Source organism: Photobacterium profundum, from assembly GCF_003026285.1.
GTDB classification, from domain to species: Bacteria; Pseudomonadota; Gammaproteobacteria; order Enterobacterales; family Vibrionaceae; genus Photobacterium; species Photobacterium profundum.
Genome location: NZ_PYOD01000006.1, coordinates 218,956 through 237,687, shown reverse-complemented (window position 1 = coordinate 237,687; position 18,732 = coordinate 218,956). Strand labels below are relative to the sequence as shown.

Annotated in this window: 22 protein-coding genes; 8 read left to right on the top strand and 14 right to left on the bottom strand. The window is 43.8% G+C overall.

All coding sequences use genetic code 11. The features are described 5' to 3' along the window. Positions 1-8: 8 nt before the first annotated feature. From fusA to fkpA, 8 genes are all read right to left on the bottom strand, one after another. Positions 9-2,105, bottom strand: a complete 2,097-nt coding sequence (gene fusA, locus C9J48_RS16660; RefSeq protein ID WP_107254621.1) for an elongation factor G — start codon at positions 2,103-2,105, stop codon at positions 9-11. A 78-nt stretch (positions 2,106-2,183) separates the two neighbouring features. Then, a complete protein-coding gene (gene rpsG, locus C9J48_RS16655) occupies positions 2,184-2,654 on the bottom strand; it encodes a 30S ribosomal protein S7 (protein ID WP_006233899.1) in 471 nt (156 codons plus the stop codon). A 92-nt stretch (positions 2,655-2,746) separates the two neighbouring features. Next, positions 2,747-3,121: a 30S ribosomal protein S12 gene (rpsL, locus tag C9J48_RS16650; protein WP_006233900.1), complete on the bottom strand. Its 375-nt coding sequence runs from the start codon at positions 3,119-3,121 to the stop codon at positions 2,747-2,749. Positions 3,122-3,300: 179 nt separating this feature from the next. Continuing rightward, entirely contained in the window at positions 3,301-3,594 is a 294-nt protein-coding gene (gene tusB, locus C9J48_RS16645) for a sulfurtransferase complex subunit TusB (RefSeq protein WP_006233901.1), read from the bottom strand. 7 nt (positions 3,595-3,601) lie between these two features. Continuing rightward, on the bottom strand, positions 3,602-3,958 hold the full coding sequence (gene tusC, locus C9J48_RS16640; RefSeq protein ID WP_006233902.1) for a sulfurtransferase complex subunit TusC: 357 nt from the start codon (positions 3,956-3,958) through the stop codon (positions 3,602-3,604). A gap of 38 nt (positions 3,959-3,996) precedes the next feature. Next, positions 3,997-4,389: a sulfurtransferase complex subunit TusD gene (tusD, locus tag C9J48_RS16635; RefSeq protein ID WP_006233903.1), complete on the bottom strand. Its 393-nt coding sequence runs from the start codon at positions 4,387-4,389 to the stop codon at positions 3,997-3,999. Then, complete coding sequence (locus C9J48_RS16630) at positions 4,386-5,075, bottom strand: helix-turn-helix transcriptional regulator (RefSeq protein ID WP_373456046.1); 690 nt, start codon at positions 5,073-5,075, stop codon at positions 4,386-4,388. The genes tusD and C9J48_RS16630 overlap by 4 nt, the downstream gene beginning before the upstream one ends. A 223-nt stretch (positions 5,076-5,298) precedes the next feature. After that, positions 5,299-6,117 carry an FKBP-type peptidyl-prolyl cis-trans isomerase gene (gene fkpA / locus C9J48_RS16625; protein WP_107254617.1) on the bottom strand — a complete coding sequence of 273 codons (819 nt, stop codon included), beginning with the start codon at positions 6,115-6,117 and terminating at the stop codon, positions 5,299-5,301. Between the two features lie 180 nt (positions 6,118-6,297). On the opposite strand from fkpA, the gene C9J48_RS16620 reads away from it, so the two are divergent. Together C9J48_RS16620 and C9J48_RS16615 are read left to right on the top strand one after the other, a co-directional pair. Then, the gene (locus C9J48_RS16620; RefSeq protein ID WP_006233819.1) at positions 6,298-7,275 is read left to right on the top strand and encodes a WD40 repeat domain-containing protein; all 978 of its coding nucleotides are present in this window, start codon (positions 6,298-6,300) and stop codon (positions 7,273-7,275) included. Positions 7,276-7,326: 51 nt separating this feature from the next. Beyond that, entirely contained in the window at positions 7,327-7,548 is a 222-nt protein-coding gene (locus tag C9J48_RS16615) for a SlyX family protein (protein ID WP_006233820.1), read from the top strand. A gap of 95 nt (positions 7,549-7,643) precedes the next feature. Here C9J48_RS16615 and slyD read toward each other — a convergent pair whose 3' ends face one another. From slyD to kefG, 4 genes are all read right to left on the bottom strand, one after another. After that, on the bottom strand, positions 7,644-8,204 hold the full coding sequence (gene slyD, locus C9J48_RS16610) for a peptidylprolyl isomerase (RefSeq protein WP_006233821.1): 561 nt from the start codon (positions 8,202-8,204) through the stop codon (positions 7,644-7,646). A 79-nt stretch (positions 8,205-8,283) separates the two neighbouring features. Further along, entirely contained in the window at positions 8,284-8,493 is a 210-nt protein-coding gene (locus tag C9J48_RS16605; protein ID WP_006233822.1) for a YheV family putative zinc ribbon protein, read from the bottom strand. A 96-nt stretch (positions 8,494-8,589) separates the two neighbouring features. After that, positions 8,590-10,392 (bottom strand): glutathione-regulated potassium-efflux system protein KefB, encoded by a 1,803-nt coding sequence (gene kefB / locus C9J48_RS16600; RefSeq protein WP_006233823.1) that lies wholly within the window; start codon positions 10,390-10,392, stop codon positions 8,590-8,592. After that, positions 10,382-10,981 (bottom strand): glutathione-regulated potassium-efflux system ancillary protein KefG, encoded by a 600-nt coding sequence (kefG, locus tag C9J48_RS16595; protein ID WP_006233824.1) that lies wholly within the window; start codon positions 10,979-10,981, stop codon positions 10,382-10,384. The genes kefB and kefG overlap by 11 nt, the downstream gene beginning before the upstream one ends. A 241-nt stretch (positions 10,982-11,222) precedes the next feature. Between kefG and C9J48_RS16590 the strand changes: the two genes are divergently transcribed. Further along, positions 11,223-13,148: an ABC transporter ATP-binding protein gene (locus C9J48_RS16590; RefSeq protein WP_036804496.1), complete on the top strand. Its 1,926-nt coding sequence runs from the start codon at positions 11,223-11,225 to the stop codon at positions 13,146-13,148. Further along, positions 13,135-13,608 (top strand): TIGR02444 family protein, encoded by a 474-nt coding sequence (locus tag C9J48_RS16585; protein WP_006233826.1) that lies wholly within the window; start codon positions 13,135-13,137, stop codon positions 13,606-13,608. The genes C9J48_RS16590 and C9J48_RS16585 overlap by 14 nt, the downstream gene beginning before the upstream one ends. A 21-nt stretch (positions 13,609-13,629) precedes the next feature. Here the strand turns inward: C9J48_RS16585 and C9J48_RS16580 are convergent, their stop codons facing one another. After that, complete coding sequence (locus C9J48_RS16580; protein ID WP_006233828.1) at positions 13,630-14,229, bottom strand: LysE family translocator; 600 nt, start codon at positions 14,227-14,229, stop codon at positions 13,630-13,632. Positions 14,230-14,377: 148 nt separating this feature from the next. Between C9J48_RS16580 and C9J48_RS16575 the strand changes: the two genes are divergently transcribed. The 4 genes from C9J48_RS16575 to C9J48_RS16560 all read left to right on the top strand — a co-directional run bounded on the left by C9J48_RS16575 (position 14,378) and on the right by C9J48_RS16560 (position 18,046). Further along, the gene (locus tag C9J48_RS16575) at positions 14,378-15,778 is read left to right on the top strand and encodes an aminotransferase-like domain-containing protein (RefSeq protein ID WP_006233829.1); all 1,401 of its coding nucleotides are present in this window, start codon (positions 14,378-14,380) and stop codon (positions 15,776-15,778) included. 15 nt (positions 15,779-15,793) lie between these two features. Beyond that, positions 15,794-16,756 (top strand): hydrolase, encoded by a 963-nt coding sequence (locus C9J48_RS16570; RefSeq protein ID WP_006233830.1) that lies wholly within the window; start codon positions 15,794-15,796, stop codon positions 16,754-16,756. A gap of 82 nt (positions 16,757-16,838) precedes the next feature. Next, positions 16,839-17,054, top strand: coding sequence for a YheU family protein (locus C9J48_RS16565; protein WP_006233831.1), 216 nt, complete (start codon positions 16,839-16,841; stop codon positions 17,052-17,054). Between the two features lie 122 nt (positions 17,055-17,176). Further along, a complete protein-coding gene (locus tag C9J48_RS16560; protein WP_006233832.1) occupies positions 17,177-18,046 on the top strand; it encodes a phosphoribulokinase in 870 nt (289 codons plus the stop codon). Between the two features lie 90 nt (positions 18,047-18,136). Here C9J48_RS16560 and C9J48_RS16555 read toward each other — a convergent pair whose 3' ends face one another. Further along, positions 18,137-18,541 (bottom strand): OsmC family protein, encoded by a 405-nt coding sequence (locus C9J48_RS16555; RefSeq protein ID WP_006233833.1) that lies wholly within the window; start codon positions 18,539-18,541, stop codon positions 18,137-18,139. Positions 18,542-18,732 lie beyond the last annotated feature (191 nt).

The window sequence follows — 18,732 nt, the reverse complement described above, 5'->3', positions numbered from 1 at the left end:
TAATGAAATTATGTTCGCTCTGCGATTATACGATTAGCAACATTTTTTGGTACTTCAGCATATTCGCTAAATTCCATAGAATAAGACGCGCGGCCTTGTGTTGCTGAACGTAAATCAGTTGCGTAACCGAACATTTCAGAAAGAGGTACTTGAGCTCGAAGAATCTTAAGATTCGCCGGGCCATCATCCATACCTTCGATCATGCCGCGGCGACGATTAATGTCACCAACAACATCACCCATCCAATCTTCAGGTGTAGTTACTTCAACTTTCATCATTGGCTCAAGGATCACAGGGTTTGCATTTAATGCACCGTCCCTGAAGGCCATAGAACCAGCAATTTGAAACGCAATTTCGCTAGAATCTACATCATGGTAAGAACCATCAAAGAGTGTCGCTTTGACATCAAGAATAGGGAAGCCCGCAAGCACACCACTATTCATTTGCTCTTCAACGCCTTTGGCTACTGCACCAATAAATTCTTTTGGTACAGAACCACCCACGATTTCATCAACGAAAACAAAACCTTCATCAGGTTCTGACGGTTCGATCTTTAGCCAGACATGTCCAAACTGACCGCGTCCACCTGATTGACGTATGAACTTGCCTTCAGATTTAGTTGTACCACGAATTGTTTCACGGTATGCAACTTGAGGGTTACCCACGTTACAGTCAACACTGAATTCACGTTTCATACGGTCAACAATGATATCAAGGTGAAGCTCACCCATACCAGAGATTAAAGTCTGGCCTGATTCATTATCGGTTTCCACTCGAAAAGATGGATCTTCTGCCGCTAGTTTACCTAGCGCAATGCCCATCTTATCTTGATCAGCTTGAGATCTTGGCTCAACCGCAATCTGGATTACTGGTACAGGAAATTCCATGCGCTCTAAAATAATTTTATTATTTAAATCACACAGAGTATCGCCAGTAGTCACGCTTTTAAGGCCAATTGCTGCAGCGATATCACCAGAGCAAACTTCTTTGACCTCTTCACGCTTATTTGCGTGCATCTGAACGATGCGACCTAAACGTTCACGTTTTTCTTTTACAGAGTTGTAGACAGTATCACCAGATTTTACAACACCTGAGTAAACACGCATGAATGTCAATGTACCTACGAACGGGTCAGTTGCGATTTTAAACGCAAGGGCTGCAAACGGTTCATCATCATTAGAATGACGCTCTGCAGCATTACCCAGTTCGTCTTCACCAGTGATAGCTTTCACTTCAGTTGGTGAAGGTAAGAAATCAATAACGGCATCTAGCACAGCCTGAACACCTTGGTTCTTAAATGCTGAACCACACGTTGCCAATACGATTTCATTATTCAATGTACGTTGACGAAGACCTGCCTTGATTTCTTCTTCAGACAGCTCACCTTCTTCAAGGTATTTTTCCATTAGTTCGTCATTTGCTTCTGCAGCCGACTCAACTAAGTTCATGCGCCATTCATCAGCAAGGTCTTGCATATCTGCTGGAATGTCTTCATAGGTAAAAGTCATACCTTGATCTTCAGAAGACCAATTAATAGCCTTCATCTTGAACAGGTCGATTACACCTTTAAATTCTTCTTCAGCACCAATATTAAGCTGGATTGGCACTGGGTTCGCACCAAGACGGGTTTTGATTTGGTCAACAACACGCAGGAAGTCGGCACCAGCACGGTCCATCTTGTTTACGAAAACCATACGTGGCACTTCATATTTATCAGCTTGACGCCACACAGTCTCAGACTGAGGCTCAACGCCTGAAGAACCACAGAAAACGACAACAGCACCATCGAGTACACGTAGAGAACGTTCAACTTCGATTGTGAAGTCAACGTGTCCAGGGGTATCAATGATGTTTATGCGATGCTCTGGAAACTGGGCTTCCATACCACGCCAAAACGTAGTAGTAGCAGCAGAAGTGATAGTTATACCACGCTCTTGCTCCTGTTCCATCCAGTCCATTGTAGCAGCGCCATCGTGCACTTCACCGATCTTGTGGGATAGGCCTGTATAAAACAGAATACGTTCGGTAGTCGTTGTTTTACCAGCGTCAACATGAGCACAAATACCAATATTACGGTATCGCTCGATAGGTGTTTTACGAGACACGGTTGTATCCTCTTACTAAGGGGAACCTTAGAGTATGGTTTAGATGCAACAGGAAACGCCTGCTGCATCCATTCGCTATTACCAGCGGTAGTGTGCGAATGCTTTGTTCGCATCTGCCATGCGGTGAACGTCTTCACGTTTCTTAACAGCAGTACCTTTGTTGTCAGCCGCATCAAGCATTTCGCCTGCAAGACGCTGAGCCATAGATTTTTCACCACGCTTACGCGCAGCTTCAACTAACCAGCGCATAGCTAGTGCATTACGACGTACTGGACGTACTTCTACAGGCACCTGGTAAGTTGAACCACCCACACGGCGAGATTTAACTTCTACCGCTGGACGTACATTTTCAAGAGCTTTTTCGAATACTGATAAACATTCTTCACCAGAACGTTCAGTCATAGTATCTAGTGCAGTGTAAACAATTTTTTCTGCAGTAGATTTCTTTCCGTCAACCATAAGGATGTTAACGAATTTTGCCAGCAGATCAGATCCGAACTTAGGGTCAGATAGAATTTTACGCTGGCCGATTACGCGACGACGTGGCATGGATATATCTCCGTTGTCTTCTTCAGGTTATCCAAAACTTTTCAGTTTTTTCAAATTTAATTTAAATGTTTGGCCTTACTTAACGGAATCCATTAAGACTTAGGACGCTTAACACCGTACTTAGAACGACCTTTCTTACGGCCATTTACGCCTGCACAGTCAAGTGCACCACGAACGGTGTGGTAACGCACACCTGGTAAATCTTTAACACGACCACCACGGATAAGAACAACTGAGTGCTCCTGAAGGTTGTGACCTTCGCCGCCGATGTATGAAGTAACTTCAAAGCCGTTAGTTAAACGAACACGACATACTTTACGTAATGCTGAGTTCGGTTTTTTAGGTGTAGTAGTGTAAACACGAGTACATACACCACGCTTTTGCGGGCACGCTGCTAGTGCAGGCACGTTGCTTTTTACAACTTGCTTTACACGTGGCTTGCGAACCAGCTGGTTAATAGTTGCCATTAAATAGCTCCTGAAATATTACTTTCGTAAAGTGTGAAAAATCTGCCTCCCAACAACAGGAGGACGCGAAATTTTAGGCGTCGCACATTAGGGTGTCAAGATGTATACAACGATCAATCAGGTGATCATTTCTTAAACAATCATGAAAATTGACAGTTAACCCGATCTAAAGCGGGATTTCACTCCCATTTAACCTGTGCTTCATGTTGAACAGACAAGGAAACAAACCCTGAATAATCAACAACTTCAAAACACTCGTCAACTTTATCCACAATTCCTCTCGCCAAGAGATCTTCTTTCAGTAAATATATTTTTACACCTGAAACTTTTATTGTTTTAGACCAAATATTTTCTCGTAATCCGGCAAAAACTGCATCTTGAAGCAATAAAATCTCATCATCTTGGCTTATATAGCGTAGACAGCTTTGCAAAGACTGGGTATGAAAAGGTGATGTGGTGACGGTATGAAGCATAAAACCCTCAGAAACTTAGAACACAGTGACAATGCTGTAATTTTGTTTTTATGCCCATTTCATCTAGGACAGTAATGTCGATAATAAAATCATTTTTAGTTAACCCACGCATATTCATTGAATCTTGGCAGACGTAAATATTATCAATGTCGTATAGCTCAAGCATTTTAAACGTCGCAATATAATCACGCGACAAAACAAGAGCAGGCTGCTGATTTTTTACTAATTGAAATACACCATCATCCATAAAAAATAAATGCAGGTCTTCACTGTAAGCCGATGTCGCCAATACCGCATCTAGCCCTTCTCGACCATGACTTACGCCGTGAGGTGCAGTTCGAAATACAAAGCCTAATGGTTTCATGTTGCTCTCTTAAAAATTCAGCTTAAACAAAGTTTTATTTAAAATTGAATAACCCGATCTGCAGTTAACATCGATTCAGCTAACCCACCTAATCCAGCCTGTTCAAAACCTGTTGCTAGGTTATCTGCTGATAACATGTTTTGTGCTGCTTCTTGCTTACCGACAATGCCGCGGCGCAATGCCGCGGCTACACACGTTTGTAATTCGACTGAATGCGTTATTGAAAGCTGTTGCCAAGCGGCAACAAGATCAAATTCATCAGAGGCGGGTACTGTTAACGCTGAGCCATTCTGTACCCCCTCTTGATAAAAGAAGATACGCGATAACTGGTGACCTTGCGCTAATAGTGCCAATGCAAATTGGTAAGCCGAACGTGCTGCTTGTGTGCCATAGACAGGACCATTAACCACCAGCACGTAATTCAATGTCATTTTTCGCCATCCTCTGTCTTACGCTGGCGAATATATAAATACACAGTGTGCTTAGAGATATTCAGACGATCGGCGACACGGTTAATCGCGTCTTTAATATCGAAAATACCTTTATCATAGAGATCCATCACTATCTGACGGTTCTTGGCATTATTTGAAACACTCTTATCGGCGTTAATCTCTTCGATTGTACGCTCTACAGTTTGATCGACTAATTCATCCACATCGCTTGCAAAATTAACCGTTGATGCAGCTTGTTTTGCTTCATCTGTTGGCATAAATGATTGCAGAATCTGAGAAAAAGGAGCATCTAAATTAACGTTAATACACAACAGACCAATGATGCGGTCTTCACCATTGCGAATAGCAATAGTGATGGACTTCATTAAGTCGCCACCTTTTGCCCGTGTAAAATAGGCACGCGAGAAATTACGTTCTGACCCTTCAATATCACGCAGCATGCGTAGTGCCAGATCAGTAATTGGTGAACCAACCTTACGCCCCGTATTTTCACCGTTAGCAATTTTGATTGCAGAGGTATTGAGATCGTCCAAAGAGTGCAAAACAATTTCACAAAAAGGCCCGATCAAGGCTGCCAGACCGTCAACAACGGCTTCATATGAACGCAAAATGATGTAGTCATGCTCAGTAAAAGTGCGCGTTTCCACTAAGTCATGTTCAATCATGACTTCAGAGCCAAAGTTATCTGTAGATGCCACTGCTAATTCTTCCATTGCAAATATCCATTACATTCATAATCTGCCTAATGTGCATTAAGAGATAATCAATAGAATGGACATAAAATCAAATCCTGTTAGTAAGTTTATCAGAATATATATAAAAAAAGACCCGACATGAGTCGGGTCTTATCAAACTATATGCTAATAAAATTAGCTTTGATTACACAATTTATTGCGTTTCAAGCTCTGTAGCTGGTTTATCAGCTTTAACAATCTGCAATAATTCAACTTCAAAAACTAAAGTAGAGTTTGCTGGAATACTTGGGTTTGCTTGTGAGCCATATGCTAATTCAGGCGGGATAACAAACTTAAACTTAGAACCAACAGGCATTAATTGAACACCTTCAGTCCAACCAGGAATCACCTGATTCAGCGGGAACGTTGCTGGTTGATTACGCTTATATGAGCTATCAAATTCAGTTCCGTCAGTTAATGTACCTTTGTAGTGAACTTGAACAGTATCTGTTGCTGCTGGTTTCTCACCTTCAGCTGATTTTTCTACTTGGTATAGTAGACCTGATTCAGTCTTTGCTACGCCTTCTTGTTTTTCAAACTCGGCACGGAATTCTTCACCCGCTTTAATGCTTTTCTCTGATTCTACTTTTGCTTTCTCTGCAACAATATCAGATACACGCTTATCAAGATCTTGAAGCGCTTGTTGTGTTTCTTCTGGCGTCATACGGCTCTTATTAGCGAATACATCACTCACACCAGCAAGTACATCATCACGATTTAGCTCTAAACCAAGTTCTTTCTGCTGGTCTAAGTTAGCTGATAAGTATTGTGCAAGTGATGCACCAATAGCATACGCTGATTTTTGATCTTCAGATGCAAACGCTTCTGTCGCTTTCTCAGAGGTTGCTTCAGCTGCTACCTGCTCTACTTTTGCAGGCTCTGCAGGTGTTGTTTCCGTCGTTTTTTCATCTTGGCAGCCAACAGCTAATAAAATAGTTGCAGCCAAAAGAGACATCTTTAGAACAGGTTTCATGTATTTCTCCGTCATTCGATGAGGCTTACCCTCATTTCTCGCTTTGCCTTTCACTGTAGATGTGAAAAACTTGCCATATTAATATACTAATACCAATCTGATTAAATTGCTGCTTAGTCAGTACGTTAATCAAATAATATTTTCTTACATGATAATAAAGTGAACCGGAACCAGACCTTAATGCGCAAAGTATTCCTTATAGTAGGCTTCATTTTGGCACTCACATCACTCAGTGGCTGTTTTTTTTCATCATCAGAGGTTAACCGTTGGGTATTAGCCTCTGATGGTGCCACCAGCTTTAGCCTCAGCCGTGATGGTCGCTTCGCTTTATTACACTCAACTCAACAAGGTATCTTGCTATGGGACTTACAGCAAAACAAAAAGTTAGCTGATTTTGGTTCTCAAGACCCACATCACAATACCGTCATTTCTAGTAGTATTTCTGATAACAATCGGTTTGCCATCACCGCCACAGCCCAAAATTTTGCAGTATGGGATTTAGCGTGGGGGAAATCTGACGGGTTATGGTCTCTTTCCGATGGCGTTATTCGAGATGTTGATATCGCTAACAATGGTCAGCATATCGTATTGGCTTTATCTAACGGTAAAGCCTTATACATCGACTTGGGCACTGGACGGCGCTTAGAGTTCCTCGCTCATCAAGAAAAAGTGAACTCTGTCGCTATTTCTGCTAACGGACAATATGTGTTATCTGGCGGAAATGACTACTTTGCTTACCTATGGAATACCCGTTCAGGGCAGATTATTCATTCCTTTGAGCATACTTCACGAATAAATCGAGTCGCCCTTCAGCGTGATGGTAAATTAGCGATGACAGCAGATGGGGGGAATGATATTTTTATTTGGGATTTGCAAACAGGGAAGAAACAAACAGCGCTTTCCATTCATTTACGTCAACAAAATTTATCCAGCGCACGCTTTTCTGATGATGGAACAAGGTTAGCAACTGGCACCCCTTCTCGCAGGGTGGAACTTTGGGATACCACAACAGGCAAGAACATAGGCCGATGGGAAGCGGCGCCACTACAAGATGCTCGACCACCGTCTGCAGTGGTGTATGATGTTGCTATTACGCCTTCAGGGCAGGTAGTCTCTGGTACATCAGCTGGTATTGCCCAAACCTGGACAACAGATTAAATCCCATCAGAGTATTCTCTGAACGGTATAACATTTTTGGTACCTAACCTCATGACTGATATTGAAAAACTACAAGCTCAAGTTGACGAGCTAGAAATGAAGCAAGCTTTTCAAGAACAAACAATCGATGATCTTAATGAAGCACTAACGAATCAACAATTTCAATTTGATAAAATGCAGGTTCAGCTTAAATTCTTGGTGGGTAAGGTTAAAGGCTTTCAATCATCAAATATGGCCGAAGAATCGGAAGAGACTCCGCCGCCGCACTATTAAGTGTTCTCGTAAGCAAAATTCAAATAAAAAAACGGGAAGCAACTGCTTCCCGTTTTTTGTTATTCATTAAGAGTAATACTTAATAAATAAAGCTATTAGTGAGAACAGCCACAGCCGCCTTCACCACAACCTTCTTCTTTTTCTTCAGCGTGGTCGTGATCGCCACAGCTACCACCGCCACAACAACCACCACCTTGGTGAATGTGACCGTGTGAAATCTCTTCTTCCGTAGCTGCGCGAACAGCAACAACTTCAGCAGTGAAAGTCAGTGTTTGACCTGCAAGCATGTGGTTACCATCAACAACAACTTCGTCGCCATCAACTTCAGTTACTTCAACAGGGATTGGTCCCTGATCAGTATCTGCTAAGAAACGCATACCAACAGTGATTTCATCAACACCTTGGAATACGTCTGCAGGTACACGTTGTACCATTTCATCTACGTGTTCGCCGTATGCATCTTCAGGAGCAACAGTTACTTCAAATTTGTCGCCCGCTTCACGGCCTTCCAATGCTTTTTCTAAGCCAACGATTAGGTTGTCATGGCCGTGTAGGTAATCAAGTGGTGCGTCAACAGTTGACTGATCAACTACAGCGCCTTCTTCAGTTTTTACTTGATATGCCAAGCTTACTACGATGTCTTTAGCGACTTTCATGTTTACTCCGAAAATTTGAGCTAGGTGTTAAGGCTGCATGATACCGAATTCTTGTACCAAGATGCTAATCATAAGCGATCTATTCAGGTTTAAAAATACCGATAACCTGCTGGCCCTTATCTTCAGCAAGGTGTTCACTTTGCTCTACAGACTTAGGAAGACGACGATCTACGTGATGACACTCTACGCATTCGACAATCTCAATTTCATTTTCTTTCCACCAGCGCAAGGTATCTTGCTTGCTACAAGCAGGACATACCGCACCAGCAATAAATCTTTTCTTTGCCATACTACTCATCCCTTTATTGCACGCGTCCCTTTACTACAACTCGCTGAATAACAACAATTCTGCATTGAGTATGATGTGTGCCTTGTTATAAGCACATCAATCCCAGCCATTGTGTCTATCTCGCTCACCACGCATCTCTCGGTCAAAAATTTCTTCGAGCTCTTTGCGGGCTTCTTTGGAGCGAGAAGCAAGATGAACATCTTCCGAATGCTGCGGCAATAAATCTCGTAATGCCGTAGTGTCTAGTTTACGGAAGTGTGCTTCAGCGCGCTTGGCTTTGTATGGGTGCATGCCTAAAGATATGAGGGCTTGTCGACCTAAATCAAGAGCACCAGCAAAAGTTTCACGCGAGAAGTTATCAACCCCATGACTCAATAACTGGTGCGCCTCTACCCGGCTGCGTGCACGCGCCAGTACTTTCAGCTTTGGAAAATGCTGCTGGCAAAGGGTCACGACTTCCATCACTTCATCGGGCTCATCAGTACAAATTATGATGGCTTCTGCTTTATCTGCCCCTGCTGCCCGTAATAGATCCAGCTGAGTTGCATCGCCATAATACACCTTGTAGCCAAACTTACGTAAAAACTGAATTTGGCTAGGATCACGCTCTAATACCGTGACGCGTATTTTATTGGCAAATAATAGACGCCCTACCACCTGACCAAAACGGCCAAAGCCTGTAATGATCACTCGAGGCTCACGATCAATCACATCGCTTTCTAAAGCTTCATCTTCTGATTTAAAGGTATGAATAAACCAACGGTCTTGCAGTAAGAGAATTAAAGGCGTTGTCATCATTGAAATACTAACAACCACTAATAGGAATGACGACAACTGCGTCCCTAATAATCCTTCACCTTGAGCGGCAGTAAATAAGACAAACGCAAATTCACCACCTTGACTTAAAATTGCTGCCATCTGACTACGCGATTTAGCTCGAATACCGAATAGTCGAGCTAACCCATACAAGAGTAAACCTTTCACTATTACTAAGGCAGCAACTGCAGCTAAGATTTGTAAAGGGAACTCGAATAACAGCCCCAAATTAACCGCCATACCGACAGAGATAAAAAACAGCCCCAGCAATAACCCTTTGAACGGTTCGATCGCAATTTCTAATTCATGACGGTATTCACTTTCAGCCAATAACACCCCAGCTAAAAATGCCCCTAGTGCCATAGATAGCCCCAGAGACTGCATACCTAATGCAATACCAATAACCAGCAAGAGTGCCGCGACATTAAATAGTTCACGCACCCCACTAAGTACCACCCAACGAAATAATGGGCGCAATAAAAAATGACCGCCGACCAATAAAGCCGCAATACCACCGATCATCCAAGCAAAATCAAGCCAGCTGCCCCCTCCGCCTCCCGCTAAAATCGGCAGTACTGCCAACATTGGGATTACGGCAATATCTTGGAATAGTAAAACGGAAAAGCTCGATTGACCGGTTTCGCTACCGTCGAGGCTCTTCTCTTCAATAACCCGCAATGCAATCGCAGTAGAAGAAAGTGCTAACCCCATACCGATTACCAATGCATCTCGCCAAGTAATAGAAGGCATCAAGCTACTGCAGGCCATAACAATACCTGCAATCACTAAACTCGTCACCAATACTTGCCCGCCACCCAGCCCCAATATTGGGCTGCGCATTTGCCATAGTTTTTTGGGGTTTAGCTCTAAGCCAATCAAGAACAGAAGTAATACGACACCAAATTCAGAAAAGTGCAGGATCGCTTCCACATCTGATATCAACCCTAATCCCCAAGGACCAATCGCAATACCCGCGATAAGGTAGCCCAATACCGAACCAAGCCCTAAACGCTGAGCAATAGGCACCGCAACAACGGCAGCCGCAAGGAAAATAACAGTTACAGACAGCACATCATTCGCCATCGTTATTCTCCTTACCTTCTCCATCATCTGATGGAATTTGCTCGCTATCCACTAACGGATGCTGTAACCACTCTCGATAATTTGCACAATGCTGCTGTCGTTCTTCAAGCGGTATACGCCTAGCCCAGTGTAAAATCAACGGCTCCATCCATGTCATCTGGCATAAATCAGCCGTTAGTTCGAACGGTCGTAGAATTTCAGCAATGCTGCATCGGTTATAGCCGTCAGGGGTATATGCTTCTGCCGCACCACCGGTTGTGACCACTGAACGCCAGTATTTCCCTTTGGTGGATACCCCTTCACCGTGGGCATAGCCTTTGCTTAGCACTACATCGATCCACTCTTTCAATAAAGAAGGGCAAGAATACATATAAAGCGGATGTTGGAAGACAATGATGTCATGTTGCTCCAGCAGCTGGTGTTCGAAAACCACATCAATAAAGAAATCAGGATAAGCGGCATATAAATCATGGACAGTAACATTCGGCAAGTCGGCAATGCTTGCTAGCATCTCTTGATTTGCTACCGACTCTTGTGGATCTGGGTGCGCATAAATCACCAGAATTTTTGGCTGTCCTTGTTTGGTCATAACGTCCCTTGCTATATCCTTGAGTAAAAGTGCTCTGCTATATAGCCAAAATATTCTTAACTAATATGCACATAATACATAATTATGACTTGTACGGGATATTGATCGTGAGATTGCCCAATTCTTCTTACTAGATTTAGCCGCATAATTATTACGGTGTTAGCAGTCAATGCCAGTTTGGTATAGACTGCCGCTAATTTCGAGCACTTTTTTTGCGGAGCGGGCTACCCCGACACTATCGATGATTACCTTTTCGGACATGCAACTTTTACGAGGCGGTAAAGTCCTTCTCGATAACGCCACGGCGACGATTCATCCCGGTGACAAAGTCGGACTAGTCGGGAAAAACGGCTGTGGTAAATCCACCTTATTTGCTTTATTAAAAAATGAACTGAGTCTAGATGCCGGTAATTGCCAATTCCCGTCTAACTGGGAATTAGCCTGGGTAGCGCAGGAAACACCAGCACTTGAACGCAATGCCATTGACTACGTGATTGATGGTGATCGTGAATACCGTCAACTTGAACGTGAATTAGCCGCCGCAGAAGAAAGTAATAACGGCATTAAAGTAGCCGAACTCCATGCCAAATTAGATACCATTGGCGGTTACACAATCAATGCGCGCGCGTCTGAATTACTCGACGGCCTAGGGTTTTCCCAAGAACAAATGCAATGGCACCTCACCCAGTTTTCTGGTGGTTGGCGTATGCGTTTGAACCTAGCCCAAGCACTGCTATGCCGCTCCGATTTACTCCTACTCGATGAACCGACTAACCACTTAGATCTCGATGCTGTTATGTGGTTAGAAAAATGGTTACAAAACTACCGCGGTACCTTAGTACTTATTTCTCATGACCGTGATTTTCTTGATCCTGTGGTTAACCGCATTATTCATGTCGAGAACCAAACGCTAAACAGCTACACCGGTAACTATTCATCGTTTGAAGTCCAACGGGCAGAAAAGTTAGTGCTACAACAGGCCATGTACCAGAAACAGCAAAAGCAAGTTTCTCACATGCAATCGTATATCGACCGCTTCCGTTACAAAGCGAGTAAGGCACGCCAAGCACAAAGTCGAATTAAAGCGCTAGACCGAATGGAAAAAGTGTTGCCAGCCCAGCTTGATAACCCATTTTTGTTTGAGTTCAGAGAGCCACAAGCGTTGCCGAATCCGATCTTGATGATGGACCAAGTTGCAGCGGGCTATAGCAACAACCTTATCTTAGAAAAGATCCGCCTGAACCTCGTACCGGGTAGTCGTATTGGCTTATTAGGGCGTAACGGTGCCGGTAAATCGACTCTGATTAAATTGTTGTCGGGTGAGCTTCCAGCACAGGCTGGCGATTTAACCTATTCACAAGGAGTGAAGATTGGTTACTTTGCCCAGCATCAACTAGAAACACTGCGCCTTGACGATACCCCATTGCAGCATTTAGCCCGACTCGCACCGCAATCTACCGAGCAACAGCTGCGTGATTACCTCGGTAGCTTTGGTTTCAATGGTGAAAAAGCCCTTGATAAAGTTGGTCCTTTTTCGGGTGGTGAGAAAGCCCGTTTGGTATTAGCCTTGCTTGTATGGCAACGCCCTAACCTATTGCTGCTCGATGAACCAACCAACCACCTTGATTTGGATATGCGCCAAGCATTAACCTTTGCGCTGCAATCTTATGAAGGTGCGATGGTTATCGTTAGTCACGACCGTTACCTATTACGTGCGACAACGGATGATCTGTATCTGGTGCATGATCATCAAGTAACACCATTTGATGGTGATCTATCGGATTACCATAAATGGTTAACCGAACAGCAGCGTAATGAGCGCCGAGAACTACAAGCCGCTAAGCCTGAAGTCAGCAAAGAAAACAGTGCCGCATCACGTAAAGAACAGAAACGATTAGAAGCCGAGTTACGTAAGCAAACAGCACCATTGCGCAAAAAAATCACGCAACTTGATAAGCAGATGGAAAAGCTCAGTGCCGATATTGCCGATGCGGAAGAGAAGCTAGCTGATTCAACTATCTATGAAGCAGATAACAAAGTACTACTGCACGAGCAACTTAAACGTCAGGGGGATGCTAAATCAACACTAGAGGATGTTGAGATGGAGTGGATGGATCTGCAAGAAGAGCTGGAATCAATGGAAGCTGCGCTGAATGCAGACAACTAGAACTGTAATACTGAACTCACAGGATTTTTGGCAGTTCAGCCTGAGCCATTATGCTCAGGCTGGGGTGCAGCCTGCGTGTCTCACATTGCAAGATTCCTATCAGGGCAACGTTAATCTTGCCCTGCTATTACATTGGCTTGATATCCAGAAGATTCAACTTAGTGATGCTAAGCTACACTCTCTGGTGGTAAGCCTTGTATCAAGTGATTGTCGGTTGCAACAGTACCGGGCAATGCGTAAACAGCTTAAACCTCAAGTAGATCTTGTGGGTTACCATCAGTTACTGGCATTTGAGCTTGCACTGGAGCAAGACCAACAGCATGCACTTATCACTCAATTCAATCAATTTAACGTCTCACCACCAAAAGTAATCTCCCCTTCACTACTTACCAATAATTTAGAGCGTTACTGCTTGCAACAAAAAGCGACTGTATTGCTATCTAAACTCCAAGCCAAATAATCACTTATCGACATAAATGCCTTACCAAATCATCACCACACAGCTGGCAGTTAATATACCCATAGCAATATTAAAAACACGACGTGTTTGAGGGCTATTGAGCCACCTGCCAATCAAAGTGCCAAAACTTGCCCAAATAGATACACTCGGAAAACACACTAAGAAAAAAATCACCGCAACCAAACCCGCGGATTGCCAATAATTGTCGCCCGCCATGGTAAAGGTACTAATAGCCGTTACCGACATCATCCACGCTTTTGGGTTCACATACTGAAACATCGCCGCAGCCATAAACGTCATCGGCTCGCCATCTTGCTGATCCGCTCTGATGCTTGACTTGGCAGTCGCAATTTTCCACGCGAGATAGAATAAGTACGCGCTACCGGCCCAACGTAAGATTTCATGCAAAATCGGAAAGCGGGTAAACATAACGCCAAGCCCAGCCGCAACCAATACAATCATCGAAACCAAGCCAGAACCGATCCCCATCATGTGAGGTAACGTGCGCCAGTAACCAAAATTAGCCCCCGATGCCGTCACCATCAAATTATTCGGACCAGGTGTACCGGTCATCGTTGCCGCAAAAGCCGCTAAAGACATAATAAACTGCCATTCTAACATCACTGTCACCCTCCTGATTTATGGTTCATTACCAACTCAATTTAAATTGTATCGATACAATTTAAGTATTCTTTGTTTTTTAATTGTTTTTCACGCACAATCAACCCTAACAGTTGGCTTAACAGTGATCAAAAGGTTTATTGTCACCATGACAATCATGAATATTGTATTAGAACCCACTACCAGTGAGCACAAAAGTGATCCTATCTACCGTCAAATTGCCGATGCGATTGCATTGCAGGTAGATTCTGGGCAATTACAGCCTGGTAGCAAATTGCCCACCCATCGCGCATTAGCCGATCAGCTCACTGTCACTGTTGGAACAATTACCCGTGCTTATGCAGAAGCAGAGCGACGAGGTCTGGTCGAAGCACGTATCGGTGCAGGCACTTATGTGTGTCAGGCAAATCAACCAAGCTGGGTTTATAACTATTCAGAGCAAGAAGAAGAGGAATGTAACTTCGGCTACAACATTCCCCCGCGCCTTGATCGATCGGACATGCTCAAACAAGCAATGGCGAATATTGCTGCGCACCCTGAGCAACTGAATCAAATGATGCTGTATCAAGATCCGCAGGGGCTAGCCGAGCACCGTGACATTGTGTGTGGGTGGCTTCAGCAGAAAGGATTTGAACTTGACCCACAACGCGTACATTTTACCTCTGGCGGGCAGCATGCAGCCCAATTAGTACTCGCAGCTTTTTGCCGTAGTGGGGACACGGTATTGGTTGAGCATGTGTCATACCCCGGATTTTTAAGCTTGGCACGCCAGCAACAAATATCGATAAAACCTGTCGAAATGGATGAAGAAGGGCTCATACCTGCAAGCTTAGAAGCCGCTTGCCGTTTGTATCAACCACGTATTATTTACAGCACCCCAACCTTACAAAACCCAACAACAGTAACGATGGGCGAACAACGCCGCCAAGACATCCTCGCGATTTGCCAACAGCACCAAGTATTATTTGTTGAAGACGACGTGAATGGGCTATTGCCGACTGAGCGCCCGACACCAATGGTGAACATCAATTCAGAACAAGTGATCCATATTGGTGGGCTATCTAAATGTTTAGCACCAGGATTGCGCCTTGGTTATATTCAAGTACCTACGCGATTACAAAAACGCTTAAACGCAGCCTTACATAATCACAGCTTAATGATCAGCCCTTTGCTGACAGGCATCGCTTGTGAGTTAATTATTAGCGGGGATGCAGATCGTATCTTGCACCAAATACGTACTGATATTAATCAGCGTCAGCAACTCGTGGCTCAACACCTTGGACGCTTTGATATTCGACATAGCCCTCACAGCTTTCATGTATGGCTAACATTGCCCGACTATTGGCTCTTAAGTGACTTTGTTCAAGCAGCTAATCAACAAGGTGTCGTGGTGAAGTCGGGAGAATTATTCTCGCCGCCAGGTAGTACTATCCCGCCAGCTGTTAGGCTTGCCATTAGTGCACCGTTTACACATAGGAAGTTGGAACAAGGATTGCTTATACTTTCAGAGTTACTTAGAAACGATCCCATAAACGATTTCACGCTCTGATAAACGGAGAGCCCTATGCATTTTAAACCAGCGAGCGGTCTTAAGAACGCGCACCTTCAAACCTTATTACCGCGCTTTATTCGTCGCAAACCATTGTTTACGCCCGTTACTCAGCGTATCGAAACACCTGATGGCGACTTTTTGGATTTAGCATGGACAGAGCAACCCAAGAACGATCACCAGCAGCCCTTAATGATCCTTTTTCATGGTTTGGAAGGTAGTTTCTGCAGCCCGTATGCCAATGGTTTGTTGCACGCTGCAAAACAACAAAATTGGCTCGGGGTAATGATGCACTTTCGGGGTTGTAGTGGTGAAATTAATCGCCAGCCTCGTAGTTATCATTCGGGTGAAATCAATGACGCCACCTTTTTTATCCAATGGCTAAAACAACAATTTCCTAACCGACCCTTTTTTGCCGTTGGGATCTCGCTAGGTGGCAATATGCTGGTGAACTATTTAGCCGCAACAGGTGACCAATCTGGACTCACTGCAGCACAAGTTATTTCACCGCCTTTAAATTTAGCCTCATGTTCAGAACGCATCCAACAAGGATTTTCTAAGGTTTATCAGCAATATTTATTAAACTCGATGAAAAAAAATCTAACTAAAAAGATCACGAACTTGCCTGATAAAATGCCGATCGGTTCACAACAAGTCGACAATATTCAGTCGCTATGGCAATTTGATGAATTAGTCACCGCCCCTTTACATGGCTTCAAAGATGCGGCTGATTACTATCAGCAATGCAGTGGTATTGATAAATTACAACACGTCAAAATTCCGCTACGTGTTATTCACGCCAAAGACGATCCCTTCATGACCGACGCGGTTATTCCTGCACAACCCCTGCCTTCTCACGTGGATTACCACTTAACCCCTTACGGCGGTCATGTTGGCTTTGTGTCTGGTTCGTGGCGAAACCCAAATTTTTGGTTAGAAAAAACAGTGCCAGAATGGTTTCATCGACATATAAACTAAAACCGAGCGCTGAAGCCTAACAGCAGACTAAAACAACTGATAAAATAGTCAGCTTAAATCACTCTCTTTATTTGTGCGCATTATGATCATACCTTGGCAAGACCTAACCCCAGAGACACTTACTAGCTTAATTGAACATTTCGTTCTACGTGAAGGCACTGATTACGGTGATAATGAGCTCACTATGGAACAAAAAGTACAGCATGTTCGTCAACAATTAGATGCGGAAGATATTGTGATAGTGTTCTCAGAGTTGCATGAATCTGTCGATATTAAACTGCGTAGTGAACTGGGATAGCCATTGTTCAGTTCAAGATATGCGACTGATAGCATTTTCGATATTTGAGAACGACTTTACCTTGACCTAGACTTAACACCCTGTTAATAACTTGTAGCGTAATCTTAACGACAGGATATTTCATGTCTGCAAAACATCCCATAATTGCAGTGACAGGGTCGTCTGGTGCGGGAACCACCACCACCTCTGAAGCTTTTCGTAAAATGTTCAATATGATGAACATCAATGCCTCGTGGCTTGAAGGCGACAGCTTCCACCGTTATACCCGTCCAGAAATGGATGTTGAAATCCGCAAAGCGAAAGAGCAAGGTCGTCATATCAGTTACTTTGGTCCTGAGGCCAACGATTTTCCACAGCTCGAAGAATTTTTTCGCCAATATGGCGATGATGGTAGCGGTCAGTTCCGACGGTATTTGCACACATTTGATGAAGCCGTACCGTACAATCAAATGCCGGGATCTTTTACCCCATGGCAAAAGCTGCCTGAAAATACCGATGTCTTATTCTATGAAGGTTTACACGGTGGCGTGGTTGATGGCGAGGTAAATGCGGCTGAACACGTTGATTTGCTAATCGGCATGGTACCAATTGTAAACTTAGAGTGGATTCAAAAAATCGTTCGCGATACTCGTGACCGCGGTCATTCACGCGAAGCTGTGATGGAATCAATCGTTAGATCAATGGACGACTACCTTAATTACATCACACCGCAATTTTCTCGTACTCACATTAACTTTCAGCGCGTCCCTACTGTAGACACATCAAACCCATTTAGCGCCAAGGGAATACCTAGCTTAGATGAAAGTTTTGTGGTGATCCGATTCCGTGGTATCGAAAATGTTGATTTCCCTTATTTATTGTCGATGATCCAAGGCTCATTCATGTCACGCCACAATACTTTGGTTGTGCCTGGCGGAAAGATGAGCTTTGCGATGGAGCTTATTGTTCGTCCACTCATCCAGCAACTGATTGATACCGGCAAAGTCGGTTAAACGACGTCAGATAGATATAGCCAGTTAAACCTGACAAGCAGTAAGAGCCAAAAATGAGTAACGGTACTGTCAATCCGTTACTCGATTTTTTTAGGCGTTAACGACCTCATAGGAATGGGTCAATTCAACCCCTTTCCCTAACATTAAGCACACTGAACAATACTTTTCTAATGAATCGCGAACTGCTTTCGCCACCAACAATTCATCCAAATCATACCCTGTTACCACAAAATGCAAATTTGCACCGGTAAATAATTTAGGCGATTGCTCTCTGCGTTCGGCGTCAATTTGTGCTTCACAAGCGGTGATTTTTTGTCCCGCAGATTTTAATCCGTCGACGACATCTACCGAGCTGCATCCACCAGCAGCCATCAAAACAAATTCCATTGGGCTTGGTGCTTTTTCGCCACCATTACCGTCCATCACAACACTATGACCCGAATTTGATTGAGCAAGGAAAGTCATTCCTTCTACCCATTTCACGCGTGATTTCATCGCATTCTCCAATTAACTAATGACTGTGTGATCATGTGCACACTTATGAGTACCAAATGACGGCTCCAGATAGATCAATATCAAGAAATACCCGCCGAAAAAAGATAAACTCAAGGGTAATTATTCAGGTTAGCTTGCAGCACAGCGGCTGAATGAATATCCTAATCAGCGAACAATACTATTGTTAGGCC